The sequence below is a fragment of the Streptomyces sp. NPDC005955 genome, assembly GCF_042871255.1.
GTDB lineage: Bacteria > Actinomycetota > Actinomycetes > Streptomycetales > Streptomycetaceae > Streptomyces.
The window spans coordinates 847239-867220 of sequence record NZ_JBIAIF010000001.1 but is presented as its reverse complement, the minus strand read 5'-3'; the positions used below and the strand labels follow the sequence as shown (position 1 = coordinate 867220).

The following is a 19982-nucleotide window of genomic DNA, read 5'->3' as shown; positions in this document are numbered from 1 at the left end:
TCGGGCGGGGCGGGGGCACCCGGGTGGGGCCCGCGGTCGGCGGGGGGCTCGCTTCGGCGCCGGGCGTGCTGCTGCTGGTCGCCTGGTGCGTGCTGGGTGCGGCGGCCGGGGTGGGGTGGGGGCCCGACACGACCCGGCCGGGCGCCTGCCCGTGACCCGTACCGGTACCGGCGCGGGGGCTGTCCGACGCTCCGTCCGTGCCGTTCGTGCCGTCTGGGGGGCCCGTCACGGCGCCCGGGGTGCGCTCCGCACCGCCGGGGTCGGGCGCCCGGCCCCCGCCGATCCGGGGGACCGCGGGCCGGCCGGGAGCGGGTGCCACCGGACGGCGCTGATCCGGGACTCGCGGTGCTCCGTCCATGCGTCCACCTGTCCTGCCTGAGGCGATGTCTGGGTTCCGTCAGTGTGCCTTGTCCGCACGGGAAGCGGCAGCATTGATATGCACCCGTCACAGTGCTCGTGCCCGGGCGCGACCCCCCGGTACGGGGATCCGCACGGGCTGTCGTACCCAGGGGAGACACCCGTACGCGCACCGGAGGTTCCCGGTGGGCGCGCCCGGTTCCGAACGGCTCGGACCGTGCGGCGCGTCGGCCCGGTCAGCGCGGCCGACGCCGTGCGGGGCGCGCGGGTGCGGGGGAGGCGCGCACGCGTGGCTGACGATCCGTCATGACCGAAAAGTGGTGGACATCGGGTGACTCCTCCCCTTTTGGTACCGGATCGGCGATGCCGCGCGGGGCCGTCGGAACGGCCCCGCGCGGCGGGTGGGTGGCGGATCAGGGGGCGTCGGTGACCGTTCCGGTCAGCACGGACCCCGCGGTCGGCATCCCCTCCTCGTCATAGGTGGTCAGCTGGAGCCGGATCGACTCGGGCCCTTCCGTGACGGTGTCGCGGACCGTCGGGACGGCCACGTCCGCACTCAGCCGGCCGGCGGGCACCGACAGCCACAGGTTGCTGCCGTCCAGTTGGGACAGGGGCCGTTGCGGGTCGGGCCCGACCCCGAAGTGCGTGGCGAGCCAGTCGGCCGGGACGTCCTTGGTGGACAGTTCGGTGCCGCCGGTCACCGGCAGGACGCGGAGTTCCGGCCCGTACACCTCGCTGTCGGCGGGCGCGGACAGGGTCATCCGCCAGGCGAGGGGGCTCCCCTCGGTCACCCGGTCCGCGACGGGACGCACGGTGAACGTGGGCATCGGGTCGTCGTTCTCGACGGTCACTCCGCCCCGGTCGCTGCCGACGACGGCGCCCCGCACCGCCTTGGCGAAGACGTCGTGCGCCACGTCGTGGCCGTAACGGGTGTTGCCGTCCACGGTGACGGGGACGTCCAGGTGTTGCGTGCCCGGCTTGACGGTCACCGTGCGGGGGGCGAGCGGCGCCGGGCCGGGCGGGTCGGTGTACAGCCGGATCTGGCCACTGCCCCGTCCCGAGACGTGCACCGGAACGCGGACGGTGCGGGAGCCGGAGTTCCCCTCCTTGACGACGAGGCGGCCGAAGTCGACGCGCGGCATGTCCTTCGCCGGGTCGGGGGCCGGGGTGCCGGGGCGCCAGCCCCAGGCGTCCATCAGCCACAGCTTCCCCTTGGTGCTGCGCGGGACCAGCTCCAGCGACTTGACCTTGGTGAGGTCAAGCCCGGCGCGCACCGCGGACCGCAGCGGGACGCGGACCTCACGGGCCCAGGCGGAGGAGGTCATGGAGTTGCCGGGCAGCCCGTCCACCGTGGCCTGACCCAGTCGGGCCCGACGGCCGTTGGTGTCGGTGATGCGGACGTCCAGCTTGGTGCCGGTGGTGTTGGGCGGCACGATCACGCGCAGCGCGAGGGCGTCGGAGCCCTTCACCGAGAACGGCCGGGACGGCGTCACCTTGACGGGAGTGCCGGCGCGGGACCACGCGGCCGTCACCGCGTACCGGCCCGTCTCCCGGGGCAGGTGCCAGTACGCGAAGTGCGGTGACGTCCCCTTCCCGTCCCAGGGCAGGCAGCTCTTCGTCTCGTCGTGGTCGACCTGGTTGCAGACCTTGCCGCCGGTGACCTTGGTGGAGGTGGTGGGCAGGACGGCGGGCTTGCGGTGGGCGCCGACCGCGTGGGTGAGGACGCGCGCCGGGTTGGCCGAGGGTGCGCTGCGGTGCGAACCGTCCAGCAGGGGGCGGACCTTGTCGTCACCGGCGACGAACAGCCGCGCCGCGGCGGCGATGTACGTCGACCCGGCCTTCTGCTGCTGGGTCGCCTTCAACCGGGCGGCCGTACCGGCGTCGCAGTAGGCGTTGCCCTCGCCGCCCCAGTCGTCCCAGGCGGGTGCGACGGCCTGACCGGGGGTCCACTCGGTGTTGAAGAAGTTGTGGTTGGCCCCGATGACGTAGGCGACCGCCTGGAGTGCCTTGCCGCGGCTGGTGCCGCGGGTGCCGTCGGCGTAGATCTGGCCCTGGAGGTCGGAGACGTCTCCGTCGCAGCCGGGGAGCAGGGTGAGGGAGGGCACGTCGGGTGCGGGGTTGTGGCCGAAGATGGTGGGGCCGATGAGGACGGTGCCGCGGATCTTCCAGCGCACGGGTCCGCGGTAGCCGTCGGCGGCGGCGGGTGCCTGGTGCAGGGTGTCGAGGGCGGCGCGGTTGACGCCCTCGCCGCCGCGGGAGTGCCCGACGAGGAGGACCTTGTCCAGGTCGGCCTTGGGCAGCCGCTTGACCGCCGCGGGCGCGGTGGCCGGGTCCTTCGCCCACCCCGCCCAACGGGCCAGGTGCTGACGCACGAGGGACGAGCGCGCCTGGGCGCCGGCGTCGTCGACGTAGGCGTCCTGGCCGTTGATGCCGTTCGCGGAGAGGGAGACGGTGACGTAGCCCTGGGACGCCAGCAGCTTCTGGTCGTGCAGATAGCCCTTGTAGCTGGGGATCTGTCGGAAGCCGGACGGGCAGGGCCAGTCGATGTTGGAGTCGCCGGCCGTGTTGTAACAGGTGCTGTGGCGGCCGTGCAGGAACAGGGCGAGGGGGCGGGGGCCGGTCGCGTTCTTGGGTCCGACGACGGTGGCCTTCATCTCGACCTTGGCCGGGAAGTCGGGCAGCTTCACGGAGGAGAGGCTGTACTCGCCACTGGTGGTCTGGTAACGGCCCTTCACGCCCGGGTCGACGGGGTTCGCCGGCGCCAACGGCGGGTTGGCGACGCGTCGTTCGGGGGCGGCCCTGCGGCGGGCCTCGGCCTGCTGCCCCGCCTCGTCCAACCGGCGCCCGCTCGCCAGCACCTTCAGGTCGTCACCGGCACCGATCCGTGCGCTGCCGAGCTTCAGTCGGAAGGTCCGCTGGTCCTTCGAGGCGACCGGCACGCCCAGCCGGACGTCCCCGGCGTGGAACTCGACGCGCGAGTCACCGATCGGTATGGGCTTCGACGCGGTCCAGACGAGCTCCCGCTCGCCGTCCGCGTCGGATATTCGCCAGCCTTCGGGGAGCGGTCGGCCCGGCTCGTCGACGGCCGGCGCGGACCGGACGGAGCCGGGTGGCGGCACCGATCCCGGTGCGGCCAGGGCGAGTTGCGGTGCCCCCGACGCCAGCGCCAGGACCGCCAGGGTGACGGCCCCCTTGCGCGTGACACGGATCAAGGTGATCCTCCTGTGCTTCTCGGTCGTGCTGGGGCGCCCCGGCGGATTCCGGGAACTCCCCCGGTGCGAAGGATGCGGAGGGCGGCCCCGCCGGTTGCCTACCGGCGGGCCCGGTGCCCGACGAGTGGCCCCGCTCGCACGGCCGGGCGTCGCCCGGGGGCCGTCCGTCACCCGGGCGCAGGGTCTGAACGGGGCGCAGCGGGTGCCCGGGCGCCCTCGCCGTCAGCGCGGGGGCTGCCGGCGCTCGTAGTCCCGCGCGGTCCCGCCGTGCTGGTCCACCCACCAGGCGATGCGGCAGTCGAGGCAGGTGTAGCGCCACCGGGGCAGCCGGGTCTCGGGGTCGGCGGCCTGGGCCAGGATCACGCACGTGCGGCCGCACTGGACGCACCGGACCGGCTTCTGAGCGTTCACACCGGTCAGTCTGGCAGGACGCTCCCGGGCGGGACCCGGTGTCGACCAGGGGCGATCAAGGCGCGGGGCGGGCGTGGCGCGGGGGCGGGCCCGGTCGCGGGTCGGGCGCGGGAAAATTTGAAAGCACCACAAAACGGGCAGACAACGATTACCGCATAGCGGACGCCGGTGAGAGTGACCTTGGTATGTCCGGCTCGCTCCGGGCGCGGTCCATGGAAACTCTGAGGGAACTCCGGATTCTGTCGCGCAAGACAAGGTCGTAGCCCCTGCGAGGGAGGGGGAGTTAAGCGGAACTTTCCTCTCCGGTAACGAAAACCGCAGCACCTACCCTCCTGTCCATGACTCAGGTGGAAGCACGGCCTCCGGCCGCAGACGCGGAGCCCGGTGCCCGGGGCCCCGCCGACGGGGGTGCGGACGTACGGGGCAAGGGGCTGAACGGGAACTCCGTCGGCCTGGTCGGCAGCGCGGTCATCGGCATCTCCACGGTCGCCCCCGTCTACTGCCTGACCTCCACCCTCGGGTCCACCGCCGGTGAGGTCGGCCTCCAGATGCCCGCCGTCTTCCTCGCGGGCTTCCTGCCGATGCTGCTGGTCGCCTTCGCGTACCGGGAGCTCAACCGCGCCGTCCCCGACTGCGGCACCTCCTTCACCTGGACGGTCAAGGCGTTCGGCCCGCGGCTGGGCTGGATGTGCGGCTGGGGCCTCGTCATCGCGACGATCATCGTCCTGTCGAACCTGGCCGGAGTCGCCACCTCGTACTTCTGGCTGCTCGCCGGGGAGCTCACCGGCAGCGAGGCCGTCGCCGCGCTCGACGACAACAAGGCCGTCCACATCGGCACGGTCCTGGCGCTCATCGCCGTCGCCACCGCCATCAGCTACCGGGGCATGACCGCCACCAAGGGCGTGCAGTACGCGCTCGTCGCCCTCCAGCTGGTGGTCCTCGTCGTCTTCGTGGTGTTCGCCCTCCAGAAGGCGCGCTCCGGCGACTTCACGACCGGCGTCGACTTCTCCTGGTCCTGGCTGAACCCGTTCTCCGTGCAGTCCTTCGCCGCGTTCACCGCCGGACTGTCCCTGTCGATCTTCATGTACTGGGGCTGGGACGCCTCCCTCACCGCGAACGAGGAGACGATCGACAGCGACCGCACCCCCGGCCGCGCCGCCCTGGTCGCCATGGTCGTGCTGGTGGGCTCCTACCTCGCCACCGGCATCGCCGCGCAGATGGCCGTCGGCTCGGGCACCTCGGGGCTCGGCCTCGCCAACCCCGACACCTCCGACAACGTCTTCGCCGCGCTCGCCGGTCCCGTCATGGGCAGTGCGCTCGGCATCCTGCTCTTCGTCGCCGTCCTCGCCTCGGCCGCCGCGAGCCTCCAGACCACGTTCATCCCCGTCGCCCGCACCGTCCTCGCCATGTCCACGTACGAGGCGCTGCCCCCGTCCTACGCACGGGTGCACCCCCGCTTCCGCACCCCCGGCCGGGCGACCGTCACCGCGGGCATCGCGACCGGCGCCTTCTACACCGTCATGACCCTGGTCAGCGAGAACGTCCTGGTGGACACCATCTACGCGCTCGGTCTGATGATCTGCTTCTACTACTCGCTGACCGCGTTCGCCTGCGCCTGGTACTTCCGCGCCCAGCTGCGCGACTCCCCGCGCGACCTGCTGTTCAAGGGCGTCTTCCCCGCCCTCGGCGGCACCCTGCTCGCCGCCGTCTTCACCAAGACCCTCATCGACATGTGGAACCCCGCCTACGGCTCCGGATCGGCCGTCCTCGGGGTCGGCTCGGTCTTCGTGATCGGCGTCGGCCTGCTGCTCCTCGGCCTCGCCCTCATGCTGGTCATGCGCCGACGGAGCCCCGCGTTCTTCCGCGGCGAGGTCCTCACCCGGCAGACCCCGGCCCTGGTGGTCACCGACTGACGCGGGCCGGCGTGCGCCCGCCCACCAGGCGGGCGGGCGCGCTCAGCCCACCGCCCGCGTCACGAGCGCCGCGATCCGCGCCTCCACCTCGTCCGTCACCTCGGTCAGGGCGAACGAGGACGCCCACATCGCGCCCTCGTCCAGCTTGGCCAGGTCGCTGAACCCGAGCGTCGCGTACCGCGCCTTGAACTTCCCCGCGCTCTGGAAGAAGCAGACGACCTTGCCGTCCAGCGCGTACGCGGGCATCCCGTACCAGAGCTTCGGCGCGAGGACCGGGGCGCTGGCCTTCACCACGGCGTGCACCCGCTCCGCCATGACGCGGTCCGCCCCGTCCATCTCGGCGATCTTCGCCAGGACGTCCTGCTCCTCCGCCGCCGCCTTGTCCGCGCGTGACTTGCGCCGTGCGGCCGTCTTCAGCTCCCGGGCGTGCTCCTTCATCGCGGCCCGTTCCTCGGCCGTGAAACCCTCGCCCGCGCTGTCGTCGGTGCTGCTCATGGTGCGTTCCCTCCTGCTCGACCCGGGCGGTCCCGCGGTGCGGGACCGATCCACAGGAGGGGACCATATTCCGGCCCACTGACACCGGGCCGACACGCGACCGGCCGCCGGTGGAGGTACCCCCGCGGACCGTCAGCCCTCCGCCGCGGGCAGCACCGGCAACAGCCGCGGCAGATGCCCGTCCGAAGCCGCCGCGGCCCGCTGCCGCTCCTCGGGGACCTCCCCGTACAAGGTGGTCCTGGGTCGCGCCGGACGGCCCGCGGCCGCCGCGATGGCGACGAGGTCCTTGACCGACCGGTACGAGCCGTAACTCGAACCCGCCATCCGGGAGATGGTCTCCTCCATCAGGGTGCCGCCCAGGTCGTTCGCCCCCGAACGCAGCATCTCCGCCGCCCCCTCGGCGCCCAGCTTCACCCAACTGGTCTGGATGTTGCTCACGTGCGGGTGCAGCAGCAGCCGGGCCATCGCGGTGACCGCCCGGTTGTCCCGGGTCGTCGGTCCGGGCCGGGCGATCCCCGCCAGGTACACCGGCGCACTGGTGTGGATGAACGGCAGCGTCACGAACTCGGTGAACCCCTCGACGCCGTTCTCCCGGGCGCGCTCCTGCACCTCCACCAGGGTCCGCAGATGACCCAGCCAGTGCCGGGGCTGGTCCACGTGCCCGTACATCATCGTGGACGAGGAACGGATGCCCAGGGAGTGCGCGGTCTCGATGACCTCCCGCCAGGTGGCCGTCGGCAGCTTGCCCTTCGTCAGGATCCAGCGCACCTCGTCGTCGAGGATCTCGGCCGCCGTACCGGGCACCGAGTCCAGGCCGGCCTCCCGGGCGGCCGTCAGCCACTCCCGGATCGACAGGCCCGTCCGGGTCGCCCCGTTGACGACCTCCATCGGCGAGAACGCGTGCACGTGGATGCCCGGGACCCGCGCCTTCACCGCCCGCGTGATGTCGAAGTACGCGGTGCCCGGCAGATCGGGGTGGATTCCGCCCTGCATGCACACCTCGACGGCACCCACCTCCCACGCCTGCGCCGCCCGGTCCGCGACCTGGTCCAGCGAGAGCGTGTACGCGTCGGCGTCCGTACGGCGCTGGGCGAACGCGCAGAACCGGCAGCCGGTGTAGCAGACGTTGGTGAAGTTGATGTTCCGCGTGACGACGTACGTCACCGCGTCGCCGACCACCGACTTGCGCAGGTCGTCCGCGACCCGGCACAGCGCGTCCAGGGCCGGCCCGTCGGCGTGCAGCAGCGCCAGCGCCTCCGGGTCGGTCAGCCGCGTCGGATCGTCCGCGGCGGTCCGCAGCGCGTCCCGGACGTCCGCGTCGATCCGGGACGGCACCATGCCGGGCGCCGCGGCCTCGCGCAACGCCTCCCAGTCCCCGTACACGGCGTCGAAGTCGTCCCGCCGGTCCGCGGTGCGGCCCTCGGTGTCGATGGTGCGGTGCAGGTCGGTGCGGCCCGAGGACGCCACGAACCCCTCGTCGGGCTCCTGCCAGGGCAAGCCGACGGGCCGGGCGTCCGGGTTCGCCAACCCGGTCTCCGGATCGGCGAGCGCCCGGACGTGCGGCACCACCCGCGGGTCCAACCAGGGCTCCCCGCGCTGCACGAACTCCGGGTACACGCACAGGCGTTCGCGCAGGCTGAAGCCCGCCGCCGCGGAGTGCCGCGCCAACTCCTCGATCCGGGGCCACGGCCGCTCCGGGTTGACGTGGTCGATGGTCAGCGGCGACACCCCGCCCCAGTCGTCGATCCCGGCGCCGATCAGCCGCGCGTACTCCGCGTCGACCAGGTTCGGCGGGGCCTGCACACAGCCCGCGGGGCCCATCACCAGCCGCGCCACCGCGACCGTCGCCACCAGGTCGTCCAATTCCGCGTCGGGCATCCCCCGCATCGCCGTGTCCGGCTTCGCCCGGAAGTTCTGGATGATCAACTCCTGGACGCCCTGGTACGCCCGCGCCACCTTCCGCAGCGCGAACAGCGACTCGGCGCGCTCCTCGTAGGTCTCGCCGATGCCGAGGAGCAGCCCGCTGGTGAACGGCACGGAACTGCGCCCCGCGTCCTCCAACACCCGCAGCCGGACCGCCGGTTCCTTGTCGGGCGACCCGTAGTGCGGGCCGCCCGGCTCGCTCCACAGCCGGGTCGCCGTGGTCTCCAGCATCATGCCCATCGAGGGCGCCACCGGCTTGAGCCGCTGGAAGTCCGTCCAGGTCAGCACCCCCGGATTGAGGTGCGGCAACAGACCCGTCTCCTCCAGGATGCGGATCGACATGGCGCGCACGTACGCCACGGTGTCGTCGTAGCCCTCCGCCGCCAGCCACTCGCGGGCCTCGGGCCACCGGTCCTCCGGCTTGTCCCCCAGGGTGATCAGCGCTTCCTTGCAGCCCAGTTCGGCGCCGCGCCGGGCGATGTCCAGCACCTCGTCCGGGGACATGAACATCCCGTGCCCCGCGCGCCGCAACTTGCCGGGCACCGTCACGAAGGTGCAGTAGTGGCACTTGTCCCGGCACAGCCGGGTCAGCGGGACGAACACGCTCTTCGAGTACGTGATGACCCCGGGCCGGCCGGCCGCCGCGAGACCCGCGTCCCGCACCCGCGCCGCCGACGCCGACAGGTCCGTCAGATCGTCGCCGCGCGCCTGCAACAGGACCGCCGCCTCGCCCACGTCCAGGGTGACCCCGTCCCGGGCCCGCCGCAGCGCCCGGCGCATCGCATTGGCGGTCGGAGCCGGGGCGCCCCGCCGGTCGGAACCTGCGGGGCCGGACACGGTCTGGGCATCAGTCATGGAGCGAGCATACGAGCGCAGCAGGGCGGCGTCAGGGGGGCCCGTGCCCGCTCCGCTCCCGATGAAGTCCCACGTCAGCCCGGTAGCGGGGGGTCGTTCCGGCCACTTGGCGGACTCTGGCGGCGGGGGAGCGCGTCGGATAGCGTGAGTGACGTCTCGTCGCCCGCCGGCGGCTCCCCCGGAGCGCGCACCCGCTGCGGGCGGCCGTTCACGGGGAGGGCGGGGGCGTGCTGACTCTGGGCATCCTGTTCGGCGTACTGGTCGCCGTGGTGGTGTGGTTGGTCGTCGTCCTGCTGCGCAGGCCCTCCACCTCCACCGAGAACGCCGACGGGCTCCTCATCGAGCAGCGGCACCGGGCCCAGGCGCACGCGGACCGGCAGACGTACCACTCGAACGCGGTCCACGGCCGCCCCCCGAGCTTCCGCGACGACCACCACCGCCGCCACTAGGCACCGGGGCCCTGCGCCCGACACGACCCGGCAACGAAGCCGCCGGGAACGGAACCATCCGCTCGCGCCCGTCGTCGCAGGGGTCGGACACCGACGGGCGGTCGCCGGGCCGGGGGAACGGGCCCGCGCGTCCGCCGTGCGAGGGACGTGGGGGACAAGGTGAGTGCCGTGAGACCGATGCGGGCCGTCGTCAGGGCCACCGGGGCCGCAGCACTGTGCGCGGCGCTGGCCGCCGGGTGCAGCTCCGGCGGCGAACCGGAGGACGGGGGCCCGGGCGGCGGGCGGGCGTCCGGCGCGCGCCCGGGGCAGGAGGACACCACCCGCGGCGGCACCGCCGCGGCCCCCACCCCCACGCCCTCCCGCCTGGACTTCGAGGTCGACCCCGCCCGCGCACCCGACGACCACGCCGGGGCCGCGGCCCTGGCGAAGACGGCGGCGGCCCTCCCCGAGGAGTTCGGCCGGGGCTTCGAGAAGGCCGCACCCTACGAGAGCTCCCCGCGCGACTGGAACGTGCTGGACGCGTCCTGCGTCTGGCAGCGCGGGAAACTACCGGCGGACGTCCTCGCGAGCTTCACCCGACGCAGCCGACTGCCCGCCGCCGGCGGCAAGGGACCGGTCCGGATGTCCTCGACGGTGACCGTGCACCGCACCGAGTCCAGCGCCGACTGGGAGATGGCCGGCACCCTCGAAGAGGCCCTGCGCTGCCCCGACCAGCGGCTCGGCGGCGCCGAACGCGTCACCGGCCTGATGTCACTGGGCTCCGCCTACGGCGAGGGCGGCAACCTCACCTCCGACGACGCCCTCATGGAAGCCGGCAAGTTCATCGACGAACGCATCGGCGGCAAAGCGACCTACTACGCCTGGCACCAGGCCCGGCTCGGCCCCGTCACCCTCGCCGTGGTCGTCAAGGGCGGCAAGGGCTTCACCAGCCTGCAACTCAACCGGTCCGCCGCCGAGGCCCTGACCTTCATGAAGAAGCGCGTCCGCGAGGCCCTGGGAGCAGAAAAGTGACCGAGCCGCTGCTGCCCCACGACCCGTCCGCCCTCGGCGGCCACCGACTGCTCGCCCGGCTCGGCGCCGGCGGCATGGGCGTCGTCTACCTCGCCCGCGCCGCGTCCGGAGCCCTCGCCGCCGTCAAGGTCATCCAGGCCGAACACGCCGACGACGAGGACTTCCGCGCCCGGTTCCGCCGCGAGGCCGACGCCGCCCGCCGGGTCGACAGCCCCTGGGCCGTGCCCGTGACCGACGCCGACCTCGACGCGGAACAGCCCTGGCTGGCCACCGCGTTCGTGGCCGGCCCCGCACTCCAGGAAGCCGTCACGGCCTGCGGTCCGCTGCCCGCGGGCAGCGTGCGGCTCCTCGCCAAGAGCCTGGCCGCCGCACTCGCCGCGGTGCACGCGGCCGGCCTGGTCCACCGGGACGTCAAGCCCGGGAACGTCCTCCTCGCCGTCGACGGGCCCCGGCTGATCGACTTCGGCATCGCCCGCTCCCTGGACGACACCGCGCTCACCTCCGCCGACCTGGTGATCGGCACGCCCGGCTTCCTCGCCCCCGAACAGGCCCGCGCCGACGGCGGTGAACTCGGCCCCGCCTCCGACGTCTTCTCGCTCGGCTGCCTGCTCGCCTACGCCGCCACCGGACGCCCCCCGTTCGGCTACGGCACCGCCGACGCCCTGCTGTACCGCACCGTCCACGACGAACCCGACCTCGCGGGCATCGCCGATGCGGCGCCCGCCCCGGCCGCCGGAGCAGCACCCGAGGCCACCGGGCGGACCGCGCCCGGCCAGAGCCCCCCGGACCCGCGGCTCGCCTTCCGCTCCGGCGCAGCGCCCCACCCCCAACAAACCCCCGCAGACACCCCCGTAGACACCCCCGCAGACGCCCCCCGGGACGCCGCCCGCCCGCCGGAGGGCCCCGCACCCCGCGCCACCCCGGCCACCGAACTGCTCGCCCTGCTCCGCCGCTGCCTCGCCAAGGACCCCGCCGAACGGCCCACCGCGGCCCGGATCGAGGCCGCCCTCGCCGAGGACGTACCGCGCGGCACCGCCGACTGGCTGCCGCCCCCGGTGGTCCGCATGATCGCCGACCGGTCGGCGGCGATGCTCGCCCTGCCCGACGTCGAACCCACCCTCGCCGACCCGACCCCCGCCCCCGCTTCCGCCCCGCCGGCCCGGCGCCGGCTCCTGCTGTTCGCCGCCGGCGGCGCCGTCCTCGCCGCGGGCGGCGCGGCGGGCGCCTGGGCCCTGCGACCCGGGGGCGGCGGCGGGCCCGCCGCCCGCCGCTGGACGATCGGCCTCCAGGGCGCCCTGACGGGACCCGCCGCCGCGATCGGACGCGCCCAGGAACGCGCCGCCCGGCTCGCCGTGGAGGAGTACAACGCCCGGCGGCTCACGTCCTTCGAACTCACGCTGAGGACCAGCGACGACGCGGGCCGCCCCGACCGGTCGGCAGCGGCGGCCCGGCGGCTCGCCGAGGACCGGGACGTGCTCGCCGTCATCGCCTCCAGCACCGACCACACCTCGGACGCCGCGCTGCCCGTCTACGAGGGCGCCCTGGTCCCCGTGGTGATGGTCGTGGGCGGCCGGACCGCGCCCGCCCAACAACAGTCCCGCATGTTCCTGCGGGCCCGCCCCACCCACTCCTACGCCGCGATCCGGGCCGTGTACGCGCTGCTGGGCTCCGACCCGGCGCCCCGCCGACCCGGCCTCGTGGAGGACCGCAGCGACGAGACGGTGGCGTGGATGTACTCCACGATGTCCGCCTTCACCTTCCGTCAACTGGGCCGCCCCGCCCGCCCACGGGTCGTCCCGGCCTCCCTCGGCGACGGCTTCGGCCCGGTTGTCGACGACCTGCTGGACGCGGGCGTCGACGCGTTCCTGTACTGCGGCCCGGCCGTCGGGGCGGCCCGCTTCGCCCGGACCCTCGCCGACCGACGCTTCCGCGGCCCCCGCTACGCCGCGGAACCGGCGCTCGACCCGGAGTTCCTCCGCGTCGCCGGGCCCGCCGCCGAGGGCTGGCGGGTCACCACCGCCGCGATCGGCCCCGAGGACCCCCGGGTCCGCACCTTCGCCGCCGCCCACCGCAAGCGGTTCGGTTCCGCCCCGGGCCTGTGGGCCGTGGAGACGTACGACGCGGTGAAGCTGGTGATCCGCGAGTTGGAGCGCACCGCCGACAGCGGGACGCGACCCGAACCGCGCGCACTGATGCAGCCGTTGCGCCGGGCCAAGTACCAGGGCCTCGCCCGACCTCTGCTGTTCACCGCGGACCGGGGCGAGTACAACGCCGCCGACGGCGTCTACCTCCACGAGGTGCGCGACGGCGCCTTCCGCTACGTCGGCCCCGCCCCGGCCCTACCACCGGGGTCCTAGGGCGACTCGCGACGACGGACCAGCGGCTACGGAAAGGGAGCAGGGAACGGCCATGCGCGCACTGAAGGGGACCGACCCCCGGTCCATCGGCGGACACCGGCTCCTGGCCAGGCTCGGCGCCGGCGGCATGGGCGTGGTGTACCTCGCCCGCTCCCCGGGCGGCGCCCTGGCCGCCCTCAAGGTGATCCGCGCCGAGTACGCCGCGGACCCCGCGTTCCGGAGCCGCTTCCGCCGCGAGGCCGACAGCGCCCGACTGCTGCGCGGTCGCTTCGTCGTCCCGGTGACCGCCGCGGACCCCGACGCCCGCGAACCCTGGCTCGCCACCGCCTTCGTGCCCGGCCCCTCGCTCGCCGAAGCCCTCGCCGAACGCGGCCCGTTCCCGTACCGCAGCGTGCGGGGGCTCGGCGCGCGGCTGGCGCTGGCGCTCGCGGAGGTGCACGCGGTGGGCCTGGTCCACCGGGACGTCAAACCCGGCAACGTCCTGCTGGCCTTGGACGGCCCCCGACTCATCGACTTCGGCATCGCCCGCTCCCTCGGCGCCACCGCGCTCACCGCCCCCGACGCGGTGATCGGCACCCCCGGGTACCTGGCGCCCGAACAGGCCCGGATGGGCACCGGCGAAGTGGGCCCGCCCAGCGACGTGTTCGCCCTGGGCTGCGTACTCGCCCACGCCACCACCGGCCGCCGCCCGTTCGGCACCGGCGCGGCCCTCGCCGTCCTGGTCCGCGCCGTGCAGGAGCCCGCGGACCTCACCGGCGTCGACGGGCCCTGGCGCGCACTCCTGGAACGCTGCCTCAGCAAGGACCCGGCGGGCCGCCCCACCGCAGCGGCCCTCGCCGCCGAACTGGGCCCGGTGCCCCCGGTCGCGGGCGCCCCCGGCGACGACGACTGGCTGCCGCCGGACCTGCCCGCCCTGATCGCCGAACGCTCCGCCCGGGTCCTCGACCTGCCCGAACCCGAACCCGAACCGCAGCGTCCGGCCACCGAGCCGCCCGTCGCGCCGCCTCCACCGGGCCGGCGGCGCTTCCTGTCCCTGGGCGCGGCGGCCGGGGTGCTCGCGGCCGGCGGCGCCACCGCGGCCTACCTCGCCCACGACCGTGACGACACGGGCAGCGACACCGGACGACGCGGCACCCCGCCCCTGCTCACCCTCGGCCTGCACGGCGACACCTCAGGACCCGACCGGGCCGTCGGCCGGGCGCAACACCACGGCGCCCGACTCGCCGTCGCCGCCCACAACGCCCGCCCGGACCGCCGGGTCACCCTGCGCCTCGTCCCCCGGGACGACGGCGGGGACCCGGACCGCTCCCGCGCGGTGGCCCGACGCTTCGTCGACGACCCCGCGGTGTACGCGGTCCTGGGCCCCACCGGTGACACCACCGCCCTCGCGGCGTCCGGGCTGTACGCGAAGGCGGGGCTGCCGATGCTCACCGTCTGGGCCGGCCACGTCGACCTCCAAAAACTCCCGGACACCGCGGTCTTCACCCTCCGCCCCTACACGACGGCGCTCGCCGCGCCCGTCGTGCAGTGGCTCACCCACGTACGGCCCGCCCGGCGCACCGCGCTGATCGACGACCGCGAGGACGAGGACAACAGTTACGTCCTGGTCAAGGCGCTGCGCGAGATACCACCGTCCCGGGGGACGGCGTCCGTGCACACCGTGGGAGCGGACTCCGACGACTTCGCCCCGGCGGTGGCCGACGCCCTCGCGACCGGCGCGCAGGGCGTCGTCTACTGCGGGACCTCACCGCGCCGTGCCGCCCTGTGCGCCCGGGCGCTGCGGGCCGCCGGGTTCACCGGCGGACGGGTCCTCACCCAACCCGCCGGCACCGCGGAGTTCCTGACCGCCGCGGGCGGCGCGGCCGAGGGGTGGGCGATCGGCTCGACGTTCGTCGACCCGGAGCGGCTGCCCCGGGCGGCCGGCTTCGTCCGCGTCTACCGCGAGGAGCACGGCACCGGCGCCCTCCCGCCGGGCACCGCCGAGGCGTACGACGCGGTGGGCCTCGTCGCCCGCGGCCTCGACGCCCTGGACACCCCCGATCGGGTCGCCCTGCGCCGACACCTGCGCGGTGACCCGTACCGGGGAATCACCCGCCGGTACCGCTTCGTCGAGGGGGAGGACACCGTCGTCCAGAACGACGGCATGTTCCTCTGGCTCGTCCGCGACGGCCGCGCCCGCTACCTGGGCCCCTTCCTGGAGGTGGACCGCAAGGCCGTGGACCGGGCCCGGTGAACCCGGTCCACCGGCACGCGGGCGGCGGACCGGGAGACTCCACTCGTACTGACCGTGTCCATTACAGTGCTGCGAGCCAGCCGCTCGGCGAGGGCAGTGAGGGGGAGGTCCGGTGAGCGCAGCGGCCACCACGGTGTGGGGGCGGGCCGAACAGCAGGACTTCCGCAGCCGGGTCAGGGGCACGCTCCTCGGCCTCGCCGTCGGGGACGCGCTGGGGGCACCCGTGGCGGCACTCGACCGCGACGGCATCCGCGACGCGTACGGCGACCCGGGGTTGACCGACCTCGCCCCGGCCCACGGGCGGCGCGGCGCGGTCACCGCCGCCACCCAACTCGCCCTCTTCACCGTCGACGGACTGATCCGGGCCCAGGTGCGGCGCGACACCGGCGCCTGGCACCCGCCGACCGACCTGCACCGGGCCTACCGGCGCTGGGCGGCGACCCAATGGGACTGGGGCCCCGACGAGCGCCGCGAGGACGACGGTTGGCTCGCCCGCGAGGAGTGGCTGTACACGCGGCGCGACCCGGCCCGCTCCCTGCTCGTCGGCTTCGGCGACGCCTCGATGGGCACCCTCGACGCGCCGAAGAACCCACAGGAGCGCGGCTGCGAGGCCGCCGTCCGGTCGGCGCCCTTCGGGCTGCTGGTGGGCTGGGAGCCGGACCTCGTGGCCCAACTGGCCGTGGAGTGCGGTGCGCAGACCCACGGCCACCCCGAGGGGTACCTCGCGGCCGGCGCGTACGCGGTGATCGTGCACGGGTTGGCGCGCGGCGGGAGCCCGGACGGGGCGGTGCGCGAGGCGCTGTCGCTGATCGGCGCGCGGGAGGGGCACGAGGGCGTGAGCGCGGGCCTGGAAAGGGCGTTGGACGCGGTGCGGCAGGGCCCGCCGTCCGCGGACCGGGTCGAGGACCTGCTCCACGGCGACGGGGACGGCGGCGACGAAGGCGAAGGTGGTGACGGCGGAGACGGCTGGGGCGGGGCCGACCGCAAGGGCGGCGCTGAGGCCGCCGGTGCGCTGGCCGTGGCCGTGTACTGCGCCCTGGTCGGACAGGACGTCCGGCACGGACTGACGCTCGCCGTCAACCACGGCGGGGACTCCGCCGGGACGGGCGCGCTGACTGGTGCGCTGCTCGGCGCCCTGCACGGGGAGACGGCGTTGCCCCCGGCCTGGATCGCCGAGTTGGAGGGGCGGCCCACGGTGCTCGCCCTCGCCGACGACTTCGCGATGGAGATGACCCAGGGGCCCGTCCTGCACGGTCCGTCGACCGGTTCCCCGGCCTGGCTGGCGCGCTACCCCCGGGGGTGAGCGCCGCCCCCGGAACGGAGCCGAGCCCCCTCGGCCGGGACGGCGGGCCAGTCGAGAGGGCTCTTCGGGTGGTACGTGGTACGCGGTGCGGTGCGCGGTCGCGGCCGGGTCAGCCGAGGTCGAACGCGCCCCCGTGCACACCGGTCACGAAAGAGGTCCAGGACTCGGAGGTGAGCGCGAGCGTGGGGCCTTCGGTGACCTTGGAGTCACGGACGTCGACGGTGTGCGCGATCGGGGAGGTGACCTCGATGCACGCGCCGTTGCCCGTGGAGTAGGAGGACTTGACCCACGTGTGCGTAGAGCCCTGCTGGATTGCCATGTTCGCTCCGGTTGTGCCAGTTGCCAGTTGGTTGTGTGGCTGACCGGTCGGTGGCCGTGGCCCCGACGGTCGCCGCCCCCAGGAACCGCGCCCCCGGGTCGGGGACGTGCTCCGTGATGGCGCGCTCGACGCTACTCGCCAACTCCACGGAGCGAACTCGCTATTCACTCGACAGGATGGGATTGGGCATACAGGTCTTCCGCGGCTCACTGGCCGAGGTGTATTATTCGCCAATTTTTTCGAGAGCGGCCAATTTCCCGCTTCTACACCTGTGTTGACCGCACAAGGATCGCGCTCCGCCCGAAGCGGCGACCCGTTCCGGACCTGTTCCGCACCCGTTCCGCGTCGCCGCGAATCCGCCCCGAATCCGTACCGGCGATCAACGGGCCGGTGACTGAGCGTACCCCCATGCGATCGTTTCTGCGATCGCCGGGGGTACGTGAAGGTATCGATGAGGACCGGAAAAGTCCGCTCAGCGTGCGTAGTCCTTCGCGATGTCGGAGATGAACTGCCGGGACTGCTCGACGTTCAACGCCTGCGCCCGCAAATGTTCGTACATCACGCTGTAGCGCTGCACGTCGTTCGCCTTCTCCAGATAGAGGTCACTGGTGACCCCCTCGATGTAGACCACGCTGGAATCCGACGCGTCGGGAAACTCCAGAATGGCGTACTGGCCGTTCAGCCCCGGGTGCGCCCCCATGTCGAACGGGATGACCTGGACCGTGACGTGCGGCAGCCGCGACTGCTCCACCAGGTACTCCAACTGCTCCCGCATCAGGTCCTTGCCGCCGACCATCCGGCGCAGGGTCGCCTCGTCCAACACGGTCCACAGCCGCAACGGGTTCTGCGGGGCCGAGATCCGCTCCTGGCGCCGCAGCCGGACCTGCACCCGCTTGTCGATGTCGTTCGGCGCGGTCTCCGGCAGCGCGCCCGAGATCAGCGCCTGTGCGTAGGGCCGGGTCTGGAGCAGCCCCGGCACCACCTGCGGGTCGTACACGCGCAGCGAGGCGGCGTCCGTCTCCAGACCGATGTACACGCTGTACGGGATGTCGCCGAAGGAGTGCCACCAACCCTGCTGGCGCGAGTCCTTCGCCATCTGCATCAGCGACTCGACGATGCGGACGTCTTCGACCTCGTACACCCCGCACAGGTCGCGCACGTCCCGCTGGCTGATGCTGCGGCGGCCGTTCTCCAGGCGGCTGATCTTCGACTGGGAGACGAGGAGGCGCTCGGCCACCTCTTCGGCGGTCATGCCCTTCAACTCCCTCAGGCGGCGCAGCTCCTGGCCGAGGCGGCGGCGTCTGACAGTGGGGTTGACATGGGACGCCATGGGTCTTACCTCCGGCTCCGGGCCCGCGACCACTGGCTGCTGTCGCCGGCGACTATCCGTATCTGCTGTTCAGCAGACTGCCACTTGGTGGGGTGTCGGCGCTGGCGAACTCCATGTTCTTGGACATCCCTTGGTCCCCGGGGCTCCGCGCGGTGCGCTGTCCTGCGGGGTGCGCTGGAGGTTTCGCGCAGTTCCCCGCGCCCCTTGCGGGGCTGCCCGGTCGCGGTGCGCTGCCGCGTGCGGGTACGTCGTGGTCGCCCGCGCAGTTCCCCGCGCCCCTGACCTGTGCGTCCCGGCCCGGGTGCGCTGTCCTGCGGGGTGCGCTGGAGGTTTCGCGCAGTTCCCCGCGCCCCTTGCGGGACTGCCCGGTCGCGGTGCGCTGCCGCGTGCGGGTGCTTCGTGGTCGCCCGCGCAGTTCCCCGCGCCCCCCGATCTCCGTGCGTTCCGCTGCGGGTGCGCTGTTGCGTGCGGGTGCTTCGTGGTTGCCCGCGCAGTTCCCCGCGCCCCTGATCTGTGCGTCCCGGCCCGGGTGCGCTGCTCGGTGCTGTGCGCTGGGCCCTGGTCTCCGTGCGTTCCGCTGCGGGTGCTTCGTGGTTGCTCGCGCAGTTCCTCGCGCCCCTGGCGGGGCACTCTGGGAGGGCAGCGGGGCAGCGGGACTCCCGGGCCCCGATAGGGGCGCGGGGAACTGCGCAAAACCACAGCGCACAGCACAGGACAGCGCACCCGGGCCGGGACGTACGGCGATCAGGGGCGCGGGGAACTGCGCAAAACCTCCAGCGCACCGTGCGGAACGGCGAACGTGCAGCGGGACGTACCCGCGCAAGCGCACCCCGCGCAAGGGCGGGCGGACCGCCGACGCACCGCGCCGACGACCCGCCCGACCCAAGCGAAGCGCTTCAGTGGGCGACGGCCCGAGCCATCGCCCCGTGCCGAGCCTGCACGGGCAACCCCGGCTCGGCCCGACCACCAGGCCGACCCCCGGCCCCGGGAGCACCCGCACCCGCACCCGCACCCGCCCCCGGAGCAGCCGGCCGCCGAGGCCCAGCACCCGCCCCGTTCTGGACGTCCATGACGGCGTGCGCCACCATCCCGCCCATGGGATCGTGCCGGATCAGGTCCCGCAGCCGGGACCGCGAGGAACGCCCTTCGTTCCCGGGATACAAGTGCTTGCCGAGTCCGACCGCATGGGCCAGCGCAGCGAGCGCCGCGGTCCGGGGATCCGGCGGCACGCCGGTCCGGATCGCACTGTCCAGTCGGGCCCTGATTTCCCGACTGATCGCCGTGTCCGTCGCCTGGTAGCGAGTCGTCGGCAGCACCCCGCACATCTGCCCGGCCACGGCATGCACCATGCCGCACCGTTCGAGGTGCGAGAGATAGGTTTGGCGCAGCCCCAGTCGGGGCCCGCCTATCCAGTGGACGGCCCGTACCGGAGCCCCGCGCCTGCGGAGCAGTTCCAGTGCGGAGTCCAAGGTCGGATCTCCGGTCGGCCGTGGCACGACCACGGCGATACGATCCCCGTCTGGGGCTATTCGTCCGGCCAGCGCCAGCTCGACTAGCTGCGCTCCGGCCAGCCCGAGGTCAAGCGACTGCGGCTGCGCTGTGGTACCCGTGGTCGGGTCCAGAGCGAGCAACAGCAGCTCCTCCGGAAGTGTTCTGCGGCTCCTGCCCATCCATGCCTCCCCGCGTGGATGAATGACAGGGTGACCCCTCTCACATTGGTCTGTCGAGAGTGCGTGGCCGGTTTGTTGTGGAACCGATAGGTATGTCGTTCTCGTCTACCCGGGGGGCGGGTTCGGTACCCAGCAGACTGGGGC

Annotated in this window: 13 protein-coding genes; 6 read left to right on the top strand and 7 right to left on the bottom strand. The window is 73.8% G+C overall.

Going from position 1 to position 19982, the window contains the following annotated elements; genetic code table 11:
• Positions 1-770 precede the first annotated feature (770 nt).
• Positions 771-3569 (bottom strand): hypothetical protein, encoded by a 2799-nt coding sequence (locus ACFYOU_RS03665; RefSeq protein WP_391303264.1) that lies wholly within the window; start codon positions 3567-3569, stop codon positions 771-773.
• 222 nt (positions 3570-3791) lie between these two features.
• Positions 3792-3980 (bottom strand): hypothetical protein, encoded by a 189-nt coding sequence (locus ACFYOU_RS03660; protein WP_385493981.1) that lies wholly within the window; start codon positions 3978-3980, stop codon positions 3792-3794.
• A 338-nt stretch (positions 3981-4318) separates the two neighbouring features.
• Between ACFYOU_RS03660 and ACFYOU_RS03655 the strand changes: the two genes are divergently transcribed.
• A complete protein-coding gene (locus ACFYOU_RS03655) occupies positions 4319-5893 on the top strand; it encodes an amino acid permease (protein ID WP_391303261.1) in 1575 nt (524 codons plus the stop codon).
• Between the two features lie 42 nt (positions 5894-5935).
• Here ACFYOU_RS03655 and ACFYOU_RS03650 read toward each other — a convergent pair whose 3' ends face one another.
• Positions 5936-6388, bottom strand: coding sequence for an iron chaperone (locus ACFYOU_RS03650; RefSeq protein ID WP_391303259.1), 453 nt, complete (start codon positions 6386-6388; stop codon positions 5936-5938).
• 132 nt (positions 6389-6520) lie between these two features.
• Complete coding sequence (locus ACFYOU_RS03645) at positions 6521-9166, bottom strand: bifunctional FO biosynthesis protein CofGH (protein ID WP_391303257.1); 2646 nt, start codon at positions 9164-9166, stop codon at positions 6521-6523.
• 227 nt (positions 9167-9393) lie between these two features.
• On the opposite strand from ACFYOU_RS03645, the gene ACFYOU_RS03640 reads away from it, so the two are divergent.
• The 5 genes from ACFYOU_RS03640 (at position 9394) to ACFYOU_RS03620 (ending at position 16519) form a co-directional block, all read left to right on the top strand.
• Positions 9394-9615 (top strand): hypothetical protein, encoded by a 222-nt coding sequence (locus ACFYOU_RS03640; protein ID WP_391303255.1) that lies wholly within the window; start codon positions 9394-9396, stop codon positions 9613-9615.
• 177 nt (positions 9616-9792) lie between these two features.
• Positions 9793-10626, top strand: coding sequence for a hypothetical protein (locus tag ACFYOU_RS03635; RefSeq protein ID WP_391303778.1), 834 nt, complete (start codon positions 9793-9795; stop codon positions 10624-10626).
• Entirely contained in the window at positions 10623-12983 is a 2361-nt protein-coding gene (locus ACFYOU_RS03630) for an ABC transporter substrate-binding protein (RefSeq protein ID WP_391303253.1), read from the top strand. Before ACFYOU_RS03635 ends, ACFYOU_RS03630 begins: the two co-directional genes overlap by 4 nt.
• Before the next feature lie 52 nt (positions 12984-13035).
• Positions 13036-15216, top strand: a complete 2181-nt coding sequence (locus ACFYOU_RS03625) for an ABC transporter substrate-binding protein (protein ID WP_391303251.1) — start codon at positions 13036-13038, stop codon at positions 15214-15216.
• 112 nt (positions 15217-15328) lie between these two features.
• Entirely contained in the window at positions 15329-16519 is a 1191-nt protein-coding gene (locus ACFYOU_RS03620; RefSeq protein ID WP_391303249.1) for an ADP-ribosylglycohydrolase family protein, read from the top strand.
• 109 nt (positions 16520-16628) lie between these two features.
• Here ACFYOU_RS03620 and ACFYOU_RS03615 read toward each other — a convergent pair whose 3' ends face one another.
• The 3 genes from ACFYOU_RS03615 to ACFYOU_RS03605 all read right to left on the bottom strand — a co-directional run bounded on the left by ACFYOU_RS03615 (position 16629) and on the right by ACFYOU_RS03605 (position 19838).
• Complete coding sequence (locus ACFYOU_RS03615) at positions 16629-16838, bottom strand: DUF397 domain-containing protein (RefSeq protein ID WP_391303247.1); 210 nt, start codon at positions 16836-16838, stop codon at positions 16629-16631.
• A gap of 472 nt (positions 16839-17310) precedes the next feature.
• On the bottom strand, positions 17311-18168 hold the full coding sequence (locus ACFYOU_RS03610; RefSeq protein WP_386999140.1) for a helix-turn-helix domain-containing protein: 858 nt from the start codon (positions 18166-18168) through the stop codon (positions 17311-17313).
• A gap of 896 nt (positions 18169-19064) precedes the next feature.
• Positions 19065-19838: a GPP34 family phosphoprotein gene (locus tag ACFYOU_RS03605; protein ID WP_391303245.1), complete on the bottom strand. Its 774-nt coding sequence runs from the start codon at positions 19836-19838 to the stop codon at positions 19065-19067.
• Positions 19839-19982 lie beyond the last annotated feature (144 nt).